This is a genomic window from Verrucomicrobiaceae bacterium (assembly GCA_016713035.1).
In the GTDB taxonomy this organism is placed as follows: Bacteria; Verrucomicrobiota; Verrucomicrobiia; order Verrucomicrobiales; family Verrucomicrobiaceae; genus Prosthecobacter.
Genome location: JADJPW010000001.1, coordinates 911477 through 930001, shown reverse-complemented (window position 1 = coordinate 930001; position 18525 = coordinate 911477). Strand labels below are relative to the sequence as shown.

The window sequence follows — 18525 nt, the reverse complement described above, 5'->3', positions numbered from 1 at the left end:
AGCCGATTTATTTCGCTGCGGAGCTGCCAGCTTTAGCGAGCATGCTTTCGAGCGTTTTGGCAAAAGCCTCAGGAGAGTTGCCGCCGACTTGCTTGCCGATTTCGTTGCCCTGGGCATCGAGGAACTGGATGTGAGGAATGCCGCTGACGCCTGCTTTTTCTGCTGCACGGCGGTTGCTGCCGTCATCGACATCGAGGTAGGCCCAGACAAATTTGTCATGGTAGGCCTTTACGGCGGCGCTGGGATACACGTCCTTTTTCATCGCTTGGCAAGGTGGGCACCAAGCGGCGGAGAAGACGAGGATGACCGGCTTGCCTTCCTTTTTGGCGGCATTGATGGCGCTGGTCGCGCTGCTTTTGAATGTGGGGCTGCCTTTGGGGAAATCACTGGCGAGTGAGGTGATGGTGGCAGCGGCGAGGAGGAGTGTGAGGAGTTTTTTCATAGAGGCAGATATAAGATGGAGGTGGCTCGAAATTATTTCATCTATTTTTCCGCGTGGCTGGTGAGCTGCTTTTTCTGCTTTGCGTGCCGGGGGCGATCCGCTAATGCTGCGGCCCTCATGTCCACCATCGTCGTCACTCAGAAAAACGGAATCGCATGCATCGGAGCGGACACGCTCAGCTGCCTGGGCTCATTGCGCCAGAAGGCTAATCACGTCGTCAATAAAACGAAGATCACCAAGATCGGAGATACCTACATCGGGCTGACGGGCACCTCTGCGAGTCTGGTGGTGCTGAAGAGCTACTTTGCCAATCCTGAGCGTCCGCGTGATTTTTCATCCCCAGATGCCATCTTTGAAACCTTCCGCTATGCGCATGGCTGGCTGAAGGCGGAGTATTTCATGAGCGCGATGCCGGATAAAGGTGAGGAGTATGAGACGACGCAGTTCTACGGCCTCGCGGCGAATGCGCACGGCATCTTCGCCCTGTATTCCTATCGGTCGGCGCAGCAGTTTCATAAGTTCTGGGCGGCGGGCTCTGGCCGTGACTACGCCCTGGGGGCCATGCAGGCGGCCTATGATCGCTGCGAGAGCGCGGAGGAGATCGCCCGCATCGGGCTAGAGGCTGCGGCAGAGTTTGACAGTGCGACCAGTGCTCCGCTGGAGGTTCACACCGTCAAACTGGCCGTGCAGGAGCCCGAGAAGCCTGTGAAAAAGGTGAAGAAAAAGGGCAAATAGCCAAAATGTAGGCCCGTAGGCGCTGGCGGATCAAATTTGGCCCTCCAGCCAGTGGATGATGTCTTGCAGGGCCTCCACACGCTGCACGTCATGCAGGATGAGGTGGCGCGAGCGGGTGAACCACAGGAGCTTTTTCTCTCTGGAGCCGATTTGATCAAAGAAGGCCTGGATTTGCTCTGGCGAGCTGATGACATCATGCGGGGATGCGAGCACGAGTAGGGGCTGCCGTAGTCCGGCGGCAGCGGCGGGCAGGGCATCGATCATGCGACCGATGGCGACGATGAGCCGCAGGCTAAAGGCGCTGATGTGATGCGGCGTCTTCGCCATCTGGCTGCCATGCGTGGTGGTGGAGGTGACTTGGATGGAGCTTTCATCCACTCCGGCGAGCGTGCCCAGGCTCAGGCGTGTGCGCGGTGTCACGGCGGCACCTGTTTCCAGCATCCAGCGCTGGGCTGCACTGACCTCCATGCGCAGTCCCGCCACGGGGGAGGCGAGTAGGATGCCCTGTGGCTGATCTGCTAGACTGATCTGCGCCAGTGTGTGCATCACGACGAGGCTACCGAGGCTCTCACCATACCAAAAGATAGGCGTGCGAGGGTGCCGCTGCCTGAGGAGGGCGTGAAAGGTCTTCAGATCCCGCTGCCAGAGCTTTTCATCCCGGATGTCTCCCCGCTCTGCCTGCTGTGGATCATTGCCCTGACCGCGCAGCTCGAGGGCGTAGGTGGTGATCCCTCTTTGCCGCAAGGACTCCCCCAAGGGCCAAAAATCAGACGCAGCACCACTGAGGCCATGCACGGCGAGGATGATGCCTCGCGGCTTTTTTCCCCGTGGAGTGCTCCAGGTGGTGAAAGGCATCGTTTTGCCATCAAAACTGGTCCAGTCACGCTTCCTGAGCTGAGCAGGCGTGGCGGAGACACGGGGTGCCGTGGTGGTGCAGGCACTGAGCACGCTGCTGATGCCCGCGAGGAGGATGGGGCGTCTTTTCATGGGCAGAGCTGCTGGAGGGCCGTCTGGATAAAAGCGTGTTGGCAGTCGATGCGATCATGCAGAGCCAGCTCGGATGGTGTTTCAAAGGTCAGCGTGATAGGGCAGCCGCGTAGATGCAGCTCGATGGCCTCTGGCATGCCAGGGAGGTGCGTGGGCAGCTTTTTCCGGCGGATCACGCCACCACGGGCACGCTGGCCATCGATGACGCTGCGTGGATCTGGTGTGATGCGGCCATGCACCGCACGCATGCGCTCCAAAATGCCTGCGGAGAGCCCGGAGCGATGATTTCCGAGCTCATAAACATAGCAGCCTGCTGCGTCGTAATCCTCATGCAGGCACAGGCCTATCGTCATGCGCCGCTGTGTGATCCAGCGCTGCCAGGCACGGGCCAGGGGATCACGAGTGAGATGAAACCGTCGATTGATATCGAGGCCGCGTTCATCGGTGCGTGTGTTTTGCTGCAAACCGACAGGATTGAGGCAGGGAAGGATCAGGAAACTGCCGTCTCGCACCTGAGGGGCATGTTGCTCCGCCCAGTGCAGCAGCGCCCATGGCGGTGCGGCCTCATCCCCGTGGACTCCGGCAGAAAGATAGGCCGCAGGCTCGCCCGCCCGTGCTGCGACGGATTCGAGCGCGAGCACAGGTGTGCCGCCGGGCGGCTCTGCCAGGATGCTCACAGTCAGCCGTAGCCGCCGCGCGAGCGATACCCAGCGGCGGTGCAATTCGGAGGCATCATGTGCCTGCTGGAGGGGTGGGGACATGCGTGGCGTTTACTTGGTGCGGGGGGCTGTTTCAAGCTGGCAGGCACGGGTGCTGTTTTTCATTTTTCAGCTTTCTGCTTTCAGTTTTCGTTTTTCAGTCCACCCATCGCGCCCACAATTTTTTTCCTTATGAAGCCTACTCTCCTCATTCTCGCTGCCGGCATGGGCAGCCGCTACGGCGGCCTAAAGCAACTCGACGCCATGGGACCCAGTGGCGAGGTGGTGCTCGATTACTCTGTGTTCGACGCCATCCGTGCGGGTTTCGGCAAGGTGGTCTTCGTCATTCGCCGCGACTTTGAAGACCTTTTCAAAGAGAAAATCGGCTCCCGCTTCGCAGGACGGATCGCGGTGGAATATGCCTTCCAGGATCTGAACGACCTGCCCGCCGGCTTCTCCCTGCCAGAGGGCCGTACGAAGCCCTGGGGCACCACGCATGCGCTGCTCGCGGCAGAGCAGGTGGTGCATGAGCCCTTTCTCATGATCAATGCCGATGACTTTTATGGGCGGGATGCCTTTGCCAAGATCGCGGCGGATCTCACCACCCCACGTCCTCAGGATGGCAAGAGCCACTTCAGCATGGTCGGCTACTACCTGCGCAACACGCTCTCCGATCACGGCAGCGTGGCCCGTGGCGTCTGCACACGGCATGCGGATGGCATGCTGCAAACCGTCACCGAGATGACGAAAATCTTCAAAACCCCCACCGGGGCAGAAAACCGCGAGGTGGAGGGAGCCTACGTGCCTTTGAGTGGCAATGAAGTCGTGAGCATGAACTTCTTTGGCTTCACGCCTGATATTTTCCCACGCCTGCGGGCTGCCTTCACACGCTTCATGCAGGAGCACGGCACCGATATGAAGGCTGAGTGCTACGTGCCCAAAGAGGTCGACACGCTGATCCAAAACGGCCATGCCGATGTCCGCGTCCTAGAATCGAATGATTCCTGGTTCGGCGTCACCTATCCTGAGGACAAGCCCGATGTCGTGCGCAGCATCCGCGCCCTCGTCGATGCCGGAGCCTATCCGCAGTCACTCTGGGGATGATTTTAACGACAACCACACACAACACACCATCATGAACGACCGCACCTGGGACACCGCCTTCCGTGAGCTTTTCGAGCGCTGTGCACGGCTTCACCGAGCGGGCGATACGCGTGGTGAAAAATGGTTCACCGAGGCCGATACCGCTTTCCTGAGCTCTATCGGACACACGAAGCAGGAGTTTTTCGACTTTGTGGATGATCACTGCCGCTATGGGGAAGAGGGACCGACGCTGGAGACGGCGCTTCTCGTCGCCGCCGTGCGGCGTGATTTCTTCAAGGTTGTCCAAAAGGGACGCTTCACCGGCAAGACGGTGCCGCCTTCCGCCCTGCCGCCAAAGCCTGCCGCTGTCGATGGCATCCCCTGGCTGCCGCGCCTCATCGTCAAAGCGCGTGCAAAGCTGCATGGTGAAATGGACCCTGATACGATGTACGGCTGTGGCGGTGACCGTGCCTTCTTTGTTCAGCACCACATCCATCCTGCCGACTTTCTGCGTGTCACCTGGGCCGCTGGAGAGGATGATCGCAAGATCATCGACTATGTGAAGCATGCTTCGGCTTGAAGCATGGCTGCATCACGGTGGTGCTTGTAGATTGCCCCCCCCCGCTCTCCGCCTATTTCTCCGCCTTCGCCTCGAACTGCTCACGGGCGATCTTCCGGGCTGTGGTGACGATTCTGGGGCAGGCCTCGATGCAGAGCAGGGGCAGAGTGCTCCCGGTATCTTGAGCTTCGGCTGCTTTGCACGCAGCAGGGCCGCTGAGTGGTTGCTCTGGCGTGAGCGGCCAGAGGATGCGGCGTGTGCATTGTGAATTCGCACACACATCCGCGATCATCTTCAGGGCGGCATCATCCGTGATGGTGTTGGTAAAGCGGTACATGCCGCTCTGGCGACCCAGGAGCTCTCGCAACGGTGTGGCAGTGAGCGTGCCCGCCTCCTGGGCATGCAGCATGCCGACAGCGGCGGGATACAGGAAATCTAGGGCAAGGCGCAGCTCGGCCAGCGATGCGAGATCGAGCCGCCAGCCACGGCGCAGGGTTGGAGCACTGTGCAGCGGGCGAAAGCCCCCTTTCGCGTCCCAGCGGGCTATCTCGCGGGCGTCTTCCGGTTTGTGATGGGTGGCCGCCGGGAGTGGGACATCCTCCCGGTGCTGCACGGCGTATCCTCCAGCTTCCACGCGGCGGATGATCACCTCACCGATTTCGCTCCGGCCTGCTTCGAGCCAGTCTCCGAGTTGTGTGAGCACGCCAGCCTGAGGCGCAGCTAGTGCAGCACCTTCCACACCGTGTTTGCTGTCAAACTCACGCACTTGATCCAGGATGACCTCTGCCAGCAGCGGCTCCGTACCGATCGCACCACTGTAGTAAAGCTGGCGACCATGGAGCAGGTGTGGGTTCGAGTGAAAGAGCCCCGTCTCACTCAGCGCCGCCCCCGTTTCCTCCCGCATGCCGAGCAGCACCGGGATGTCCTGATAGCTATGCAGACCATCCGCGATGAAAAACGGCACGATCACCACATGCGGCGCGGAGGTGAGCGTCTTCCAGTCTGCCACAAAGGGTGCCTCCTCCATGTAGGCGTCGATGACTTGAGCAAAGCCATACCCGCCATCGCGGATGTGTGCCACTTGGTCCTGGATCGCCTTGGTGCTGTTGTCATTCAGATTGGTGCCATGGCCCACGATGACTAGGCTCGTCTCTGAGCGGGGCACCCCAGCAGCCACCTCATCCGCACGCTGGAGCAGCAGGCGAGTCATATTCGGATGGATACCCACCGGATCGCAGTAACAGATGGTTTTCTCGCCACGGCGTGTGATCGGCCCCTCGAGCCGCAGCTCACGCGGCAGCACCTGCTGGCAGAAGTAGCCCTCGCTGATAAAATTCGGCACGATGTAGATGCGGTCACACTCCACCATCTCAAAGACCTCCCGCATATTCGGCTCCTCTTTCCAAAAGCAGCACGCCACCTCCTGGAAGATGCCCAGGCTGCGGATCGCATCCGCATGCAGGTGCGTCGGAGCACTGGAGTCCGGGTTCAGCGTCGAGCCATGGCCGACGATGATGAGCGCAGAGCGGGAGAGGTGGCTTGGGGCAGTGATCAAAGTGGGTGCGGGGGGAAAGCTAAGGGATGCGTTTCTTGGTTTCGAGCGAATCCGTGAGCAAGAGGAAAAAGAAGTTGCTACCGCCTTAGAGCACGGCGATAGAGAAGACCTCAATCGCGGGATGGAGCAGCCCGGTAGCTCGTCAGGCTCATAACCTGAAGGTCGTAGGTTCAAATCCTACTCCCGCAACCAATTTAAAACCCCTGAGAATCATCGGATTCCAGGGTTTTTTTGTGGGTGCTCAAGGCCACACCGCCAGGGGGCCATGGTCGATCCCCATTTGCGCATCCGATCAGACAGCCTATGTGCTCGGACTCCCGCCGCCACTCCGCCCCCCATCAAGCCCTGACATCCCCATGTCCCGCATTGCTGATATCCCTGCCCATGACCGACCGCGTGAGCGACTACTGCGACTCGGCGCAGGGGCACTCTCGGATGCAGAACTCCTCGCCCTCTTCATCAACACCGGCACCCAGGGGGAAAACGCCCTCCAGATCGGCCAGCGGCTGCTCCAGCAGCACGGCTCCCTGCGTGACCTTGCCCGCATGGAGCCCGCCGTACTCACCAAGATCAAGTCCCTCGGCCCCGCCAAGGCAGCCAAGCTCGCCGCCGCCTTTGAGCTCGGTCGCCGCGCCGCCGCAGAGGCCTCCATCCGCGACATCGCGCTGAATGAACCCCAGCGCATCTATGACTTCATCGGCCCCGAGCTCCAGGCACTCCCTTATGAGTCAGTCCGCCTCATCCTGCTCACCACACGGCTCAACTTGATGCGCTGTGAAGAGATCTTCCGTGGCAGCATCAATGAATGTACCGTGCATGCCAGAGAGCTGCTGCGCAAAGTGCTCATCCACAATGCCTACTCCTTCGTCCTCGTGCACAATCACCCCAGTGGCGACCCAGATCCCAGTGAGGCAGACCGCCGCATCACCCGCAGACTCTGCAATGCCGCCGCCAGCATGGACCTTCACTTTCAGGACCACGTCATCATCGGCACGCCCTCAGAATCACGCTCCCAGCCCTACTTCAGCTTCCGCGAGCACAATCTACTCATTTGACGCCGCATCCTCCTCATACACCGGGCCTTTGACCGCCCAGCGATTGAGGACGAACTCGGGTGCGCGGGCACGCCACTTCGCCACATGCGGCGTCGTATAGTGTGCCTCCATCGCCGCCACATCACGGTAGCTCTCACTCAGCGCAAAGAAATTCCCCCGCGTGCTATCGCGGCTCACCTCAAAGCGCACACAGCCAGGCTCCTGGCGGGATGCAGCCGCATTTTCCAACGCCACCGAAAGGAAGTCATCGATCTTCGCCGGATCGATCTCGAGAATGACAATCACATGAATCATAGACCCGCGATAGGGCGCATTTTTTGCCAACATGCAAGCCCCCGTCCACGTAGTAAGCCGCATCCCATTCTCCGACCTGCCATGAAAACGCCCCACCTCTGCCTCGCCGCCATCCTTTGCACCTACCTCACCGCCGCAGCCCAGGAGAAAAAGCCCCAGCCCCCCCAATCCGCCCCCACGGCCCCCGCAGCGAAACCTGCCCCCGTAGCCGCCAAACCTGCCCCCGTAGCCACCAAGCCCCCCCCCGCCGCCACGAAGCCTCCCCCCGCCGCCACGAAGCCCGCCCCCGTCGCCACAAAACCCGCCACCGCTGCAACGAAGTCTGCCACACCAGCCAAGCCTACCCCCACAGCCGCTAAACCCGCCCCAGCCCCCGCACCGCCCAAGCCTGCCGCAGCCACCTTCGCCGACAAAGCACTCGAAGCCGCCATACGCCACCAAGTCTTCGCCAAACGCGACAACCAAGAGCCCCTCACCCTCGAAGAAGTCGCCCAAGTCGCCATCCTCGATGCCCGCAAAGCCGGCATCAAAGACCTCCGCGGGCTCGAAAAATGCACCGCCCTTGCCTCCATCACCCTCCCCGACAATCAGATCACCAGCCTCGCACCGCTCCAAGGCCTCGAGCGCCTCCAATTCATCGACCTCGCCGGCAACCAAGTCACCGACATCAGCCCACTCGCCACCTGCAAAGCCCTGCAATTCATCGCCCTCACCGGCAACCGCGTCCGCGACGTCCGCCCTCTCTCCGGCATCACCTCCCTCACCAGCCTCTACCTCGCCAACAACCAGATCCAAGACGCCACCCCCCTCTTTCAGCTCCCCAAAGCCTGGACCCTCTACCTCGATGGCAATCAAATCAGCAGCCTCGCAGGCATCGGCGGCATGAAGTGGCTCAGCATGCTCTCCCTCAACGGCAATGCCATCACCGACCTCAGCCCGCTCGAGCCCCTCACCGAGCTCAAATTCCTCCACCTCGACGGCAACAAAATCACCGACCTCCAGCCCCTTCACCGCGCCTGGAAAAAAGACCACGCCACCGCCCGCAACTGGTCCCCTTACTGCCAGATCACCCTCGCCAACAACCCCTTGACCGACGCCTCCCAAAAACTCCTCCTTGAACTCAAAACCGCCGGTGCCCGCATCACCCCCTGATGCCCGGCTGCCGGGGAAAGCAAGAGGGAAGGGGGCAGGTCAACTCCGTCTCTGCCTCCGACTCCGACACCCTGCGGCCTCAGAGTTCTACCACAGAGAGGCACGGAGAGGCACAGAGGGGTGTTATTGTCCAAAGAGTCTCCCTATGCTCTGCACGAAGGTTTCCAGCTTCCCGACGCAGGCACCATCGGCAAAAATCATCAGCAGGCTCAGGAAGTTGTGGCAGAACATGCACAACAACAGCTTCGCGCCGTCACGGTCCTGCACATCGGCTGACGTGACCACAATACCCAATAGCAGCCCATTGGTGTTGGTGAGAGCGTGGCGCTTGCATCCCTTGATCTTTTTGCCCGCATCGTAGCCGTAGCTCACAGCCGGTAGTTGCCCGCCTTTGACACTTTGGTTGTCGATGACAGTGGCGCTGGGCATGGCGTTTTTTTTAACATCAGGCGTGTCTTGGTGCACAGAGCTTCGTTGAGCTTGGGCCACAAGCCTTGCTCGGTCCAGCGGCTCAAAGCATCGTGGGACGTGCTGCGAGGCGCGAGGGTTTTAGGGATCATCGACCACTGACATCCCGTTTTGAGCACATAGCGGATGGTGTCCAGACAGGCTCTTGCTGAATCGGCATCACGCAGTCTGCCACGACCACGCTTGGCATTGGCTGGATAAATGATTGGCTTGATGAGTTCCCATTCCGCATCGCTCAAATCAGAATCGTAACCGGCAGGTTGGTAGGGCTTGGCTTGCATCGCCCACCTTCCCCATCCTGCATCTACTGGCTACAAATATTTACCGGATAGACTCTAAAAGCGGTATTTCTTCATTTTCAGGAGCTACCGGCGCATATCCGGCCTGTGGCACTGCTGGGGAGATGGGGGCGCAGACGGCTTCCGTTTTGTTCCGGGCCTGATTGGCCAGTGTGGAGACACGGTAGGCCTCCAGGTGCTCACTTTCGTAGGGTTTGAAGAGGGCGCGGAGGTCATTGGCCCGTAGATCCGGCTGGAGCCAGGTGAGGGCGCTTTCGCCTTCGAGGATGAGTGGGCTGCGGTCGTGGAATTTGCCCATGTAGCGGCCTGGTGGGGTGGTGATCACGCTCATGGAGGTGACGAGGGGGCCGCTGGGCTCGTCTGCCGGATCACGGCTCTCCCACACGTCCCAGATGCCTGCGAGGAGCAGCGGCGCATCGTCCGTGTGGTGGATGAAGTATGGCGTGCGGCTCGCTGGCCACTCATGCCAGCCGCGCACAGGGATGAGGCAGCGCTGCTGCATGATCGGCCTGCGGTAGGAAGCGAGCTCAAAGACGGATTCACAGCGTGCATTGAAGGTGTGGAGGAATTTCTTGGCCACCTCTGCCTTGCTACCTTTTGCCCAGGCGGGGATGAGCCCAAAGCGCATGCGCTCCATGCCGAGCTCGCCGTTTTCCTGCATCATCACATCCGCGTAATCGGTGGGACAGATGTTGTGGAGGACCTGGGCGGCAGCTTTTTTGTCCTCACGTTCTTTCTTTCGCCGCTCGATGCGCAGAGCACGTCCCGCGAGGGAGAGGGCAGGGAGCTTCGCGAACTGATTCAATCGACCACACATGCGAAGGGAGAGAAAAGTGGCGCACCCCTCAGGATTCGAACCTGAAACCTTCTGATCCGTAGTCAGATGCTCTAATCCGTTGAGCTAGGGGTGCAGGGCTTGTTGAAAAGCCAACCGCTTCGGGGGAAGCGGGGGCGGAGATTAGTTGCAGTCGTTGTTTTGTCAAACGGGTGGAGGAAATTCTTTCGCGGGCTTTTCATCGGCGGGTTTCGCGGCATGCTCCGCGCCCCATGCCCCGCGCGATTGATTCCCTGATCCATGCTCTCGATTTGAACCCCGAAATCGGTGCGGAGGGGCGTATCCTCTTCTTGCGGGCGGAGATGCATCCGGCGCTGGAGCATTTCCGCACGCGTTTGACCTGCCAGCAGACGTGGAAGCCGCGTGTGGCGCAGCTGGAGGCGGCGGATTTCCGCGTGGAGCGTGAGGAGAGTGGCTCTTACCCACTGGTGCTGGTGCTGCCGGACCCGCAGCGTGATCTGGCTGCGGCAGACCTGGCTCGGGGATATGATCGGCTGGCGGAGGGGGGCATCCTGCTGGTGGCGCAGCACAATGATTCGGGTGCCAAAAAGACCGAGCAGCATCTGCGTGAGGCGGCGGGGGAGGTGCAGTCGCTTTCCAAGCACCATTGCCGGATGTTTTGGGCGACAAAGAGTGCGGAGAGTCCGTGGAATGAGGCGGTGCTGCAGTCCTGGCGTGAGCGTGGGGCGATGCGGCGTGTGATGGATGGGAAATGGTGGTCGAAGCCGGGTTTATTCAGTTGGGATCGTGTGGATGAGGGCTCTGCGCTGCTCGTGGAGCATTTGCCGACGAATTTGAGTGGCCATGCGGCGGATTTGGGCTGCGGCTGGGGCTTTCTCAGTGCGCATCTGCTGCGGCAGTGCCCAGAGATTTTGTCGATCGATCTATATGATGCGGATGCGGATGCTTTTGAGCCGATCCGGCGGAATCTGGGCGTGATCCCGACGCGGGTGAAGACGCGGCCGCTGTGGCGTGATGTGACGGCGGGGATCGAGTCACGGCGCTATGATGTGGTGGTGACGAATCCACCTTTTCATGATGGGAAGACGACGGACCCGACGATCGGTCTGCGCTTTCTGGGTGCGGCGGCGGCGGGGCTGAAGCCGGAGGGGCATCTGTGGCTGGTGGCGAATCGCCAATTGCCGTATGAGCGTGCGCTGGGTGAGCTTTTTGCGGAGACGCGGCTGGTGGAGGAGCGGAACGGCTTCAAAGTGCTGCATGCCCATGGCCCGAAGGTGGCTGCGCATGTGGAGCGACGCGGGAAAAGCGAGAAAAAGCGGCGCTGAGGCTGCTGCGACTGCGTGGCGTGTTATTCAGACTTCTCGGTGATGCCGTGGCGCTGGAGGTAGGCCTTACTGTTTTCCTCGCCCATATATTTGGAGAGGAAGCGCGGGTCCATCTCGGTGAAATCGACCATGATGAGTCCATCAAGGCAGTCGGAGAAGTCTTTGTCCACGTTGAAGCTGAGGATGGTGGCGTTGAGCTTCAGGTAGTGCTTCAGCAGGACGGGGATGCCTTTGCCATCGGTCTCGACGCTGGAGACGAGGGCGGAGCAGTCATCGACGTTTTGGAGATTCGCGCTGATGAACTCGCGCATGAGGCGGCGACCGCGCATGAAGCGGAAGGGATTGCGCGGCTTCACGAAGCTGGAGAGCTGTGGGTGTAGCTTATTGTCTTGGAGGAAGGCGACGATCATTTTCCGCGAGAGGCTGTTGTAGTCGCGGCTGATGCTCACGGGGCCGAAGAGCTTCGTGTACTGCGGGTAGCGGGCGATCCAGTGGGCGATGCCTTTCCAGAGGAGGGGCAGGGAGGCGAGATTGCGCTGGTAGGCTTTGACGATGAAGCTGCGCCCCATTTCCACGGCATTCCCGAGGTGTGCGAGGAAGGGTTTTTCAAAGCGGAAGAGGGTGCTGGTGTAGAGCCCCTTCGGTCCATACTCGCTGAGGATCATGTCGGCACGACCGAGGCGGTAAGCGCCAGCGATTTGCTCTTTTTCTTCATCCCAGAGCACGAGGTGCTCGTAGTAGCGGTCGTATTTATCGAGGTCGATGTTTTCGCCAGTGCCCTCGCCGACCTCGCGGAAGGTGATCTCTCGCAGGCGGCCGATCTCCTGGAGAAGGCAGGGGATTTCATGCGAGTGGGCTTGATAGACGGAGAGGCTGCCTTGGCCCACGAGCTTGCCACCACGAGCGCGGATGAGGTCGATCTCGGCGACCATTTTCTCCGGGGAGGAGTCACTTTGCTGAGGGACGGCGGGTGGGGACTCCTGGCCTTCTTCTGGCAGTTGGATGGTGCCTTTGCCACGCTGATGCAGGACAAAGGTGTGGATGCGCAGGTAGCTGGTGAGGGAGTCGTCGTCCTCGAATTTTTTGAGGCGTGAAAAGGGGATGGGGTGCCCCACACGCATGTGGATGGACCGACCGACGCGGCGGCGGAACTCCCGCAGGAGCAGCGTGGTGCGTAGGCGGCTGTGCAGCAGCCCTGCCGCATGAAAGAGCGCACTGTTCGTGCCAGGGAAATAGACAGGGAGCACGGTGGCCTGGGTGCGCCGCACCAGGGAGCCGACGTGGCGACTCCAAGCAGGCTCTTCGATGCCACGCCCGAGGCGGTAGGCAGCGACTTCACCCGCTGGGAAGATGATGAGAGTGCCGCCAGCTCGCAGGAGGCGGATGGCCTCCTTCATCGGAGCGAGATTGGTCTTGGCAGCATCTTCACCGCCAAAGGGATTCACGGGGATGATGTGTGGCTCTAGCTCCTTCATGGCGAGGAGCAGGGAATTGGTCATCACCTTCAGCTCGGGGCGGAACTGCGAGGCCCAGCGTGCCAGCGCCACGGGATCGACGATGCCAAAGGGGTGATTGGCGATGATGATAAGCGGCCCTTCTTTTGGGAAGGTGAAATCGGTGGGCAGATCGACCTGGGTATCCACTCCGATGACCTTCATGACGGAGTCGAACCAGGCAAAAACACGCGGATGCTCGGGATGCTCGCGATAGAGGCGGGCGGAGTTTTGGTAAACCTCCTCAAAGTCACTGACTCCGAGGGTTTTTTCCACAGTGGGGCCGATAGCGCGGTAAATGCGGCGCTGGAGCGGAGATTGGAGATGTTTGCTGAGGTCGATGACCATGCATGGAGGACCGCATCAGGAGGTCAGAGCACCCATTCGCTCGAAAAAGAGCCATGCAAGCAGCTTGATGCGTCATCTTCGATACGGGGCATACGCATAAAATGAGCGATTAAATAGGATGAATCGACACCGAAGAAGCCGATGCGCAAATTTCCATACGAATGAAAAAGAAGCATATCAAACCGACGTCACGCAGTTTGAAAGACTACGTCTTGCCGAAAATGAAACCCGCAGCAAGACAAGGCGAGAGTAGCGAGTCCTAACGACGTCATCTCCTCGATGTGATCTACTGTATAGCCTGCGCTCGCTCCTTGGAGGCCCTTATGCGCTACTTAGCCCTGTCTGCTGGCGGGGATGGTGGTGCTGGTGGCGGTGCTGGTGGTGGTGTCCACTCGGGTTTGGGGCGGATGCCGAGGTGCTGGTAGATGAGCGGTACGAGGGCGGTCTGTGGCACGGGGGCGTGGAGGAGTGCATCCCGTGGCAGGCTGCTGCCGTGGGCGATGAGCCAGATGTTTCTCTCGACATCACTGTCGCCGCCGTGGCTGTGACCGCGTCCTCCGTGATCGGTGGTGATGAGTATGAGCCAGTCTTCCTCGGTAAATTTGGGCCGAGCATGTAGGGCTCGTATGAGCTCGCCGATATGGGAGTCCACATGGCTGATGGCATTCAGATAGAGGGTGCTGTCTGGGGAGAAGCTGGCTCGTGGATCTGTGGCTCCATGGCCGAATTCATCGACCTGGCCGAAATAGACAAACATGGTGTCTGCATCACGCGTGCGCAGGGATTGGAGTGCGGCATCACGGACTTCGATGTCTTTTTCTGGGTTGTCGATGAAATGGCGTGAGGCATCTGGTGTGGCGGTGAATTTTTCATCGAGGAACTCTCGCTCTCCTACGCGTGAAAAATCCGCGATGTGGGTGTGGATGGGTGGCCAGTCGGCGAAGGAGGCGCACCAGGCGGTGGGGTGCTCTTCTTTGATGCGGCGCATGAAGTGCGTGTAGGTCGAGAATCGACCTCCGAGGAAGCGATTGTCCCGTACGGCGTGCTGATCGATCCACACGCCGGTGAGTAGGCTCGTCCAGCCGGGGCCGCTGACGGTGGGCTGGTGTGTGGGGGTGCCGATTTCGCCTCCGGCGTAAAATTGACGGGTCAGCAGGCCGCCGGGGCTCTCGGAGAGCATTTTCATCTGTGGTGCCAATCCACGCTCGATAGCCGCTGTGAGTGCATCGGTGCGGCATCCGTCGATGCCGAAGAATAGCACGCGTTTGCCGGCGAAGTCGTTGTTTCTTCCGGGGCCATGGGCTGCGGCAGAGGCTGTGAGGAGGAGCAGGAGTGAGAAAAGGGCGGGCTTCATGGCTGTGGGGTGAGTGGGAGGTCATGCCGCCGCTTGGCTTCGTCGCGTTTGAAGATGGGGCCGACTTCGACGATGCAGTTTTCGCCGTGAGCCTTCACCCAGGCGCAGTCGGGTGAGTCGGGGCCGCCTTTGTCAGGGTAGTAGGCATGTGCTTTCTTGAGCGGCACTTTCTGTCCATTGAGGCGTGGCCAGCCGAAAGTCACCTGTACCTTCGGAATGCCGGAGTGGGGGATTTTGGCGGTGCTGTACACTTCGACAAAGGCGGAGTGCTTTTCCCAAAAGGTGAAATCGGTGCCTTCGAAGCGTAGCTGCCCGACTTCATGGACGCTGCCCTTTGCATCGCGGATGGTGCAGGTGAACCAGGTGTTCTCGCCCTCGGTGGTGGCCTTTGTGATGCACCAGGTGTAGGTGCCTTTGCTCCAGGCAAAGGGACGCCGGACGCTGGCGAATTCACCTTCGTAGCCGGCGCTTTCGACGAGGCAGTCTTCTGCGGCGGTGCGCACATGATCGAGGCCGATGGGGGTGGTCTTGTCACTGGACCAACGTGAGAAAATGCCACCTTTGCCGCGATGGACGCGTTCGCGGCTCTCCTTGGTGGCCCAGCCGTTGATGTTTGTCTGGATGCCGCCGTAGAATTGGAGGCCGTTGATCTTCGCGATGCCGCAGGGGGAGATGTAGAGGTTGTAGTCGCTGGGGACATCGCGGTCGATGGTGACATCGACTTCCAGGGAGGTGAAGTGCTCTACGGGCTTCTCAAAGTCCCACCAAATGTTCGCCACATGCCAGGGGGAGGGCGGGAGAGTCACTCCAGCGGCCTTGGCCATGGCCTCGGGGCTGGGTTGCTTGCACAGGTCTTCGGCGCTGGTGGCGCTGGTGAGTAGCGCGGTGAAAACCAGAGTGGTGCAGAGTGCGGGAGGAAGCGACATGAGGTGCGTGCAGTTGGCGGTGATGTTGTGGTATTGCTCAGTCTCTGGCGCTGCCACCTATCCATGAAAAAACCCCGCAGCGTGCTGGGACGTGCGGGGTGGTGGATTTTTCCGGCTGGAACCGGGATCGAGTTGTTTACTCTGCGTCAGCGACTTTGCTGATGACCTGACGACCACGGTAGTAACCGCAGGAAGGGCAGGCTACATGGCCGGGGACGGAGCTGCCGCACTCGGGGCAGGATTTCAGAGTGGGAGCTTTCCAGCGGCTCGCGCCTTGACGCATGCGTTGGCGGCTTTTGGACTGTCTGCGCTTCGGATTGGCCATGTGAGGGGGTCTTTCGGAGGGGGTAAGGTTCTAGTTCAGTTGATTCAAAGCATCCCAAACACCACGGCCCGCGTTTTCAGGTTCGGTCGCGACCGTTTCCGGCTGGGACTCGAACTTTCCTTCGGCGGGACACTGACGGGGACGGACGTTACCGTCCTCACAGCGTGGGTAGCTCGGAAGGGCGACGAGAGTGTCTTCCCTGATGGTATCTGTCAAGTTGATCGTTCCCTCTTCCTCGATCGGCAGCTCGGCCTCGTAGCCGTCGATGACGAGGTGGAAATCGAACCTTTCGAGGCAGCGACCGCATTCGAGGCTGAAATCGGCCTCCAGTCGGCCTTTGACGACGATTTCGCCGTCATCCCGCTCGATGTGGAGATCGTATTTGAGGGGGCCGGTGGCCTGGGCGGCATCTTCCGCGGGTAATTCGAAGAAAGTGGCGGCTTCCTGCCCGGTGATGTCTTTGCCACCATCAGGCAGGTTGCGCAGGTCGATGTGAAAGGGGCGGTGCATAGGGGGGCGGGGGCCTGAATTCAGGTGGGTGAGTCAATTTCAACCGCGGACGCGTTCGACATGGGCACCGAGGGCGGCGAGCTTGTCATCCAGGTGCTCGTAGCCACGGTCGATGTGGTAGAGGCGGTTGATCTCGGTTTTTCCATCGGAGACTAGGCCTGCGAGGACGAGGGCGGCGCTGGCGCGGAGGTCCGAGGCCATGACGGGAGCCCCCTTGAGCCGGGTGCCGCCACGGATGCGTGAGGTGGCGCCCTGGAGGTCGATATTGGCCCCCATGCGCTTCATTTCCGCGCAGTGCATGAAGCGCTGGGGGAAGATGGTCTCGGTGATGGTGCTGGTGTCATTGATGACGCAGGCGAGGGCACAAAACTGGGCCTGCATGTCAGTGGGGAAGCCGGGATAGGGCAGGGTGGTGATGTCGAAGCCCTTCGCGTTCGGGTTCGGACGCACGGTGATGCTGTCTTTGGTGATCTCTAGGGGGAAGCCGCACTGGCGCAGCACGTCGGTGACGGAGTGCATGTGATCGGGATTGACGCGTTTTAGCGTGACGCCATCACCGAGCATGGCCCCAGCGACGAGGAAGGTGCCGGCCTCGATACGGTCTGGGATGACGATGTGCTCTGCACCGTGGAGCTCCTTCACGCCTTCGATGGTGATGCGGTGGGTGCCTGCGCCTTCGATCTTGGCACCCATTTTGATGAGGAAATTGGCCAAATCCTCGACTTCCGGCTCTGCGGCGGCTCCTTCGATGATAGTGGTGCCTTTGGCGAGAACGGCGGCCATCATGACATTGTCCGTGCCGAGCACGGTGGGGCCGTGTTTGCCCATGAGGCTCATGGGGCCACCTTTGAAGCCTTTTTGGCATCTACGGCAATGTCGCCACCATCGACGGTGATTTTGGCCCCGAGTGCCTCCAGACCCTTCAGATGCAGATCGACGGGACGGTCACCGATGACGCAACCACCGGGCAAAGAGACGGTACACTTCTTTAAACGGCCGGTGAGCGGGCCGAGCACGCAGATGGAGGCACGCATTTTCCGCACGAGGTCGTAGGGGGCGACAGATTTGATTTTTTCGGCCTTCACGACAACGACGCCGCTGGCGCGTTCGACCTCAGCCCCTAGCTCGCCTAGGATCTGGACCATGTAGTTCGTGTCACTGAGGTCGGGCACACGGCGAATGGTGCAGGTGTCCTTCGTCAGCAGCGTCGCGGCCAGAATGGGGAGAGAGCTGTTTTTACTGCCGCTGATGTTGATGCGGCCTTTGAGCGGCGTGCCGCCGTGTACGATGAGTTTTTCCATGGATGCGAGTTGCTTCCGATGCCGCGAATTATCCAGCCAGCAAGGGCGAATGCGGATGAAGTCAGTCTGCGAGCACGACGGCGGCGATCTCCTCCCAGAGTGCATTCACATCCTTCGGCCCGCGAGATGGCTTCCCAGCTTTGGCGAACCAGTAGTCGGCATTCCACTGGTCGCCCTCGATGACGTGGAGTAGTGCATGCAGCCAGGAGCCGAGCTTGGTGTGGATTTCCTGGGCAATGTTGTGCGCGGAGTCCCAATCACCGTTTTTGATCTGCCAGAGAGTCTGCGTCTCTGGCGAGAGTGCACTGGGATCAGTGAGGGCGATAAGTTCTGCGGAGGTCATGCGGCGTGTTTTTCGGCGAAGTCCGTCAAAAAGTCCAGCAGCGGCCCTTCTGGCTGCATGGGAATGATGTCGATGGGGACGAGTTCGCCGTCGCTGGAGATCATGTTGCTCTCACCGACATCAAAGAGCGCTAAATTCTGCTCGGGGTGATACCAGCGAGTGGGATCTTCATAGATGTCGCTACGCACGGGAATGAACCCACGCTGCGCCATCCATTGTTTGATCTCCGCCCAAGTAGCATTCCGAGCGGGATACCACGGTTGGGAAGTGATGATGGAGAAGTGACGGTCGAGAATGGAAAAGCCCTGAAGACAATTCAGGTCCAGATAGAGTGCATTGAGCAGTTCAAGCCTACGGAAATATTGTCGAGGTGTCGCTGGGCGCATGACGAGATATTCGTCGATGCGGCTCGAAACGACGTTCATATCGAATTGAGGCCAGAAACCATACTTAGACCCAATGCCGCTAAGCAAAAGG

The 18525-nt window shown here is 60.2% G+C and carries 21 protein-coding genes, 2 tRNA genes and 1 pseudogene; 7 read left to right on the top strand and 17 right to left on the bottom strand.

Going from position 1 to position 18525, the window contains the following annotated elements; all coding sequences use genetic code 11:
• Positions 1-7 precede the first annotated feature (7 nt).
• The gene (locus IPK32_04030) at positions 8-442 is read right to left on the bottom strand and encodes a thioredoxin family protein (GenBank protein MBK8091171.1); all 435 of its coding nucleotides are present in this window, start codon (positions 440-442) and stop codon (positions 8-10) included.
• A gap of 117 nt (positions 443-559) precedes the next feature.
• Here IPK32_04030 and IPK32_04025 point away from each other — a divergent pair, with 117 nt between their 5' ends.
• Positions 560-1177: an MFS transporter gene (locus tag IPK32_04025; protein MBK8091170.1), complete on the top strand. Its 618-nt coding sequence runs from the start codon at positions 560-562 to the stop codon at positions 1175-1177.
• Positions 1178-1207: 30 nt separating this feature from the next.
• On the opposite strand, the gene IPK32_04020 is transcribed toward IPK32_04025, so the two are convergent.
• Positions 1208-2164 (bottom strand): alpha/beta fold hydrolase, encoded by a 957-nt coding sequence (locus IPK32_04020; protein MBK8091169.1) that lies wholly within the window; start codon positions 2162-2164, stop codon positions 1208-1210.
• Positions 2161-2925, bottom strand: a complete 765-nt coding sequence (locus IPK32_04015) for a M14 family metallocarboxypeptidase (protein MBK8091168.1) — start codon at positions 2923-2925, stop codon at positions 2161-2163. The genes IPK32_04020 and IPK32_04015 overlap by 4 nt, the downstream gene beginning before the upstream one ends.
• Positions 2926-3054: 129 nt before the next feature.
• Here IPK32_04015 and IPK32_04010 point away from each other — a divergent pair, with 129 nt between their 5' ends.
• Positions 3055-3966, top strand: coding sequence for a nucleotidyltransferase (locus IPK32_04010; GenBank protein ID MBK8091167.1), 912 nt, complete (start codon positions 3055-3057; stop codon positions 3964-3966).
• A gap of 31 nt (positions 3967-3997) precedes the next feature.
• On the top strand, positions 3998-4525 hold the full coding sequence (locus tag IPK32_04005; GenBank protein ID MBK8091166.1) for a DUF5069 domain-containing protein: 528 nt from the start codon (positions 3998-4000) through the stop codon (positions 4523-4525).
• 52 nt (positions 4526-4577) lie between these two features.
• On the opposite strand, the gene IPK32_04000 is transcribed toward IPK32_04005, so the two are convergent.
• Positions 4578-6059: a hypothetical protein gene (locus tag IPK32_04000; protein ID MBK8091165.1), complete on the bottom strand. Its 1482-nt coding sequence runs from the start codon at positions 6057-6059 to the stop codon at positions 4578-4580.
• A gap of 115 nt (positions 6060-6174) precedes the next feature.
• On the opposite strand from IPK32_04000, the gene IPK32_03995 reads away from it, so the two are divergent.
• Together IPK32_03995 and radC are read left to right on the top strand one after the other, a co-directional pair.
• Positions 6175-6251 (top strand) — tRNA-Met (locus IPK32_03995).
• Positions 6252-6415: 164 nt separating this feature from the next.
• Complete coding sequence (gene radC / locus IPK32_03990; GenBank protein MBK8091164.1) at positions 6416-7114, top strand: DNA repair protein RadC; 699 nt, start codon at positions 6416-6418, stop codon at positions 7112-7114.
• On the opposite strand, the gene IPK32_03985 is transcribed toward radC, so the two are convergent.
• Positions 7103-7408 carry an antibiotic biosynthesis monooxygenase gene (locus IPK32_03985; GenBank protein ID MBK8091163.1) on the bottom strand — a complete coding sequence of 102 codons (306 nt, stop codon included), beginning with the start codon at positions 7406-7408 and terminating at the stop codon, positions 7103-7105. The two genes, radC and IPK32_03985, sit on opposite strands and share 12 nt — an antisense overlap.
• Before the next feature lie 81 nt (positions 7409-7489).
• Here IPK32_03985 and IPK32_03980 point away from each other — a divergent pair, with 81 nt between their 5' ends.
• Positions 7490-8560 (top strand): leucine-rich repeat domain-containing protein, encoded by a 1071-nt coding sequence (locus IPK32_03980; GenBank protein MBK8091162.1) that lies wholly within the window; start codon positions 7490-7492, stop codon positions 8558-8560.
• Positions 8561-8683: 123 nt separating this feature from the next.
• Here IPK32_03980 and IPK32_03975 read toward each other — a convergent pair whose 3' ends face one another.
• From IPK32_03975 to IPK32_03960, 4 genes are all read right to left on the bottom strand, one after another.
• A complete protein-coding gene (locus tag IPK32_03975; GenBank protein MBK8091161.1) occupies positions 8684-8989 on the bottom strand; it encodes a transposase in 306 nt (101 codons plus the stop codon).
• Positions 8929-9309 carry a transposase gene (locus tag IPK32_03970; GenBank protein ID MBK8091160.1) on the bottom strand — a complete coding sequence of 127 codons (381 nt, stop codon included), beginning with the start codon at positions 9307-9309 and terminating at the stop codon, positions 8929-8931. The genes IPK32_03975 and IPK32_03970 overlap by 61 nt, the downstream gene beginning before the upstream one ends.
• Before the next feature lie 40 nt (positions 9310-9349).
• Positions 9350-10144 carry an SOS response-associated peptidase gene (locus IPK32_03965; protein MBK8091159.1) on the bottom strand — a complete coding sequence of 265 codons (795 nt, stop codon included), beginning with the start codon at positions 10142-10144 and terminating at the stop codon, positions 9350-9352.
• Positions 10145-10161: 17 nt separating this feature from the next.
• Positions 10162-10238, bottom strand: a tRNA-Arg gene (locus IPK32_03960).
• A gap of 136 nt (positions 10239-10374) precedes the next feature.
• Here IPK32_03960 and IPK32_03955 point away from each other — a divergent pair.
• The gene (locus tag IPK32_03955; protein ID MBK8091158.1) at positions 10375-11448 is read left to right on the top strand and encodes a methyltransferase; all 1074 of its coding nucleotides are present in this window, start codon (positions 10375-10377) and stop codon (positions 11446-11448) included.
• A 23-nt stretch (positions 11449-11471) separates the two neighbouring features.
• Here the strand turns inward: IPK32_03955 and IPK32_03950 are convergent, their stop codons facing one another.
• The 8 genes and pseudogenes from IPK32_03950 to IPK32_03915 all read right to left on the bottom strand — a co-directional run bounded on the left by IPK32_03950 (position 11472) and on the right by IPK32_03915 (position 18473).
• On the bottom strand, positions 11472-13289 hold the full coding sequence (locus IPK32_03950; GenBank protein MBK8091157.1) for a lysophospholipid acyltransferase family protein: 1818 nt from the start codon (positions 13287-13289) through the stop codon (positions 11472-11474).
• 328 nt (positions 13290-13617) lie between these two features.
• The gene (locus IPK32_03945) at positions 13618-14643 is read right to left on the bottom strand and encodes an alkaline phosphatase family protein (protein MBK8091156.1); all 1026 of its coding nucleotides are present in this window, start codon (positions 14641-14643) and stop codon (positions 13618-13620) included.
• The gene (locus tag IPK32_03940; GenBank protein MBK8091155.1) at positions 14640-15569 is read right to left on the bottom strand and encodes a hypothetical protein; all 930 of its coding nucleotides are present in this window, start codon (positions 15567-15569) and stop codon (positions 14640-14642) included. Before IPK32_03940 ends, IPK32_03945 begins: the two co-directional genes overlap by 4 nt.
• 136 nt (positions 15570-15705) lie before the next feature.
• The gene (gene rpmF, locus IPK32_03935) at positions 15706-15894 is read right to left on the bottom strand and encodes a 50S ribosomal protein L32 (protein ID MBK8091154.1); all 189 of its coding nucleotides are present in this window, start codon (positions 15892-15894) and stop codon (positions 15706-15708) included.
• 30 nt (positions 15895-15924) lie between these two features.
• On the bottom strand, positions 15925-16404 hold the full coding sequence (locus IPK32_03930; protein MBK8091153.1) for a hypothetical protein: 480 nt from the start codon (positions 16402-16404) through the stop codon (positions 15925-15927).
• A 39-nt stretch (positions 16405-16443) separates the two neighbouring features.
• A pseudogene (murA, locus tag IPK32_03925) lies at positions 16444-17705 on the bottom strand (UDP-N-acetylglucosamine 1-carboxyvinyltransferase).
• A 61-nt stretch (positions 17706-17766) separates the two neighbouring features.
• Positions 17767-18048: a hypothetical protein gene (locus tag IPK32_03920; GenBank protein ID MBK8091152.1), complete on the bottom strand. Its 282-nt coding sequence runs from the start codon at positions 18046-18048 to the stop codon at positions 17767-17769.
• Positions 18045-18473 carry a hypothetical protein gene (locus IPK32_03915; protein MBK8091151.1) on the bottom strand — a complete coding sequence of 143 codons (429 nt, stop codon included), beginning with the start codon at positions 18471-18473 and terminating at the stop codon, positions 18045-18047. The genes IPK32_03920 and IPK32_03915 overlap by 4 nt, the downstream gene beginning before the upstream one ends.
• Between the last annotated feature and the right edge of the window lie 52 nt (positions 18474-18525).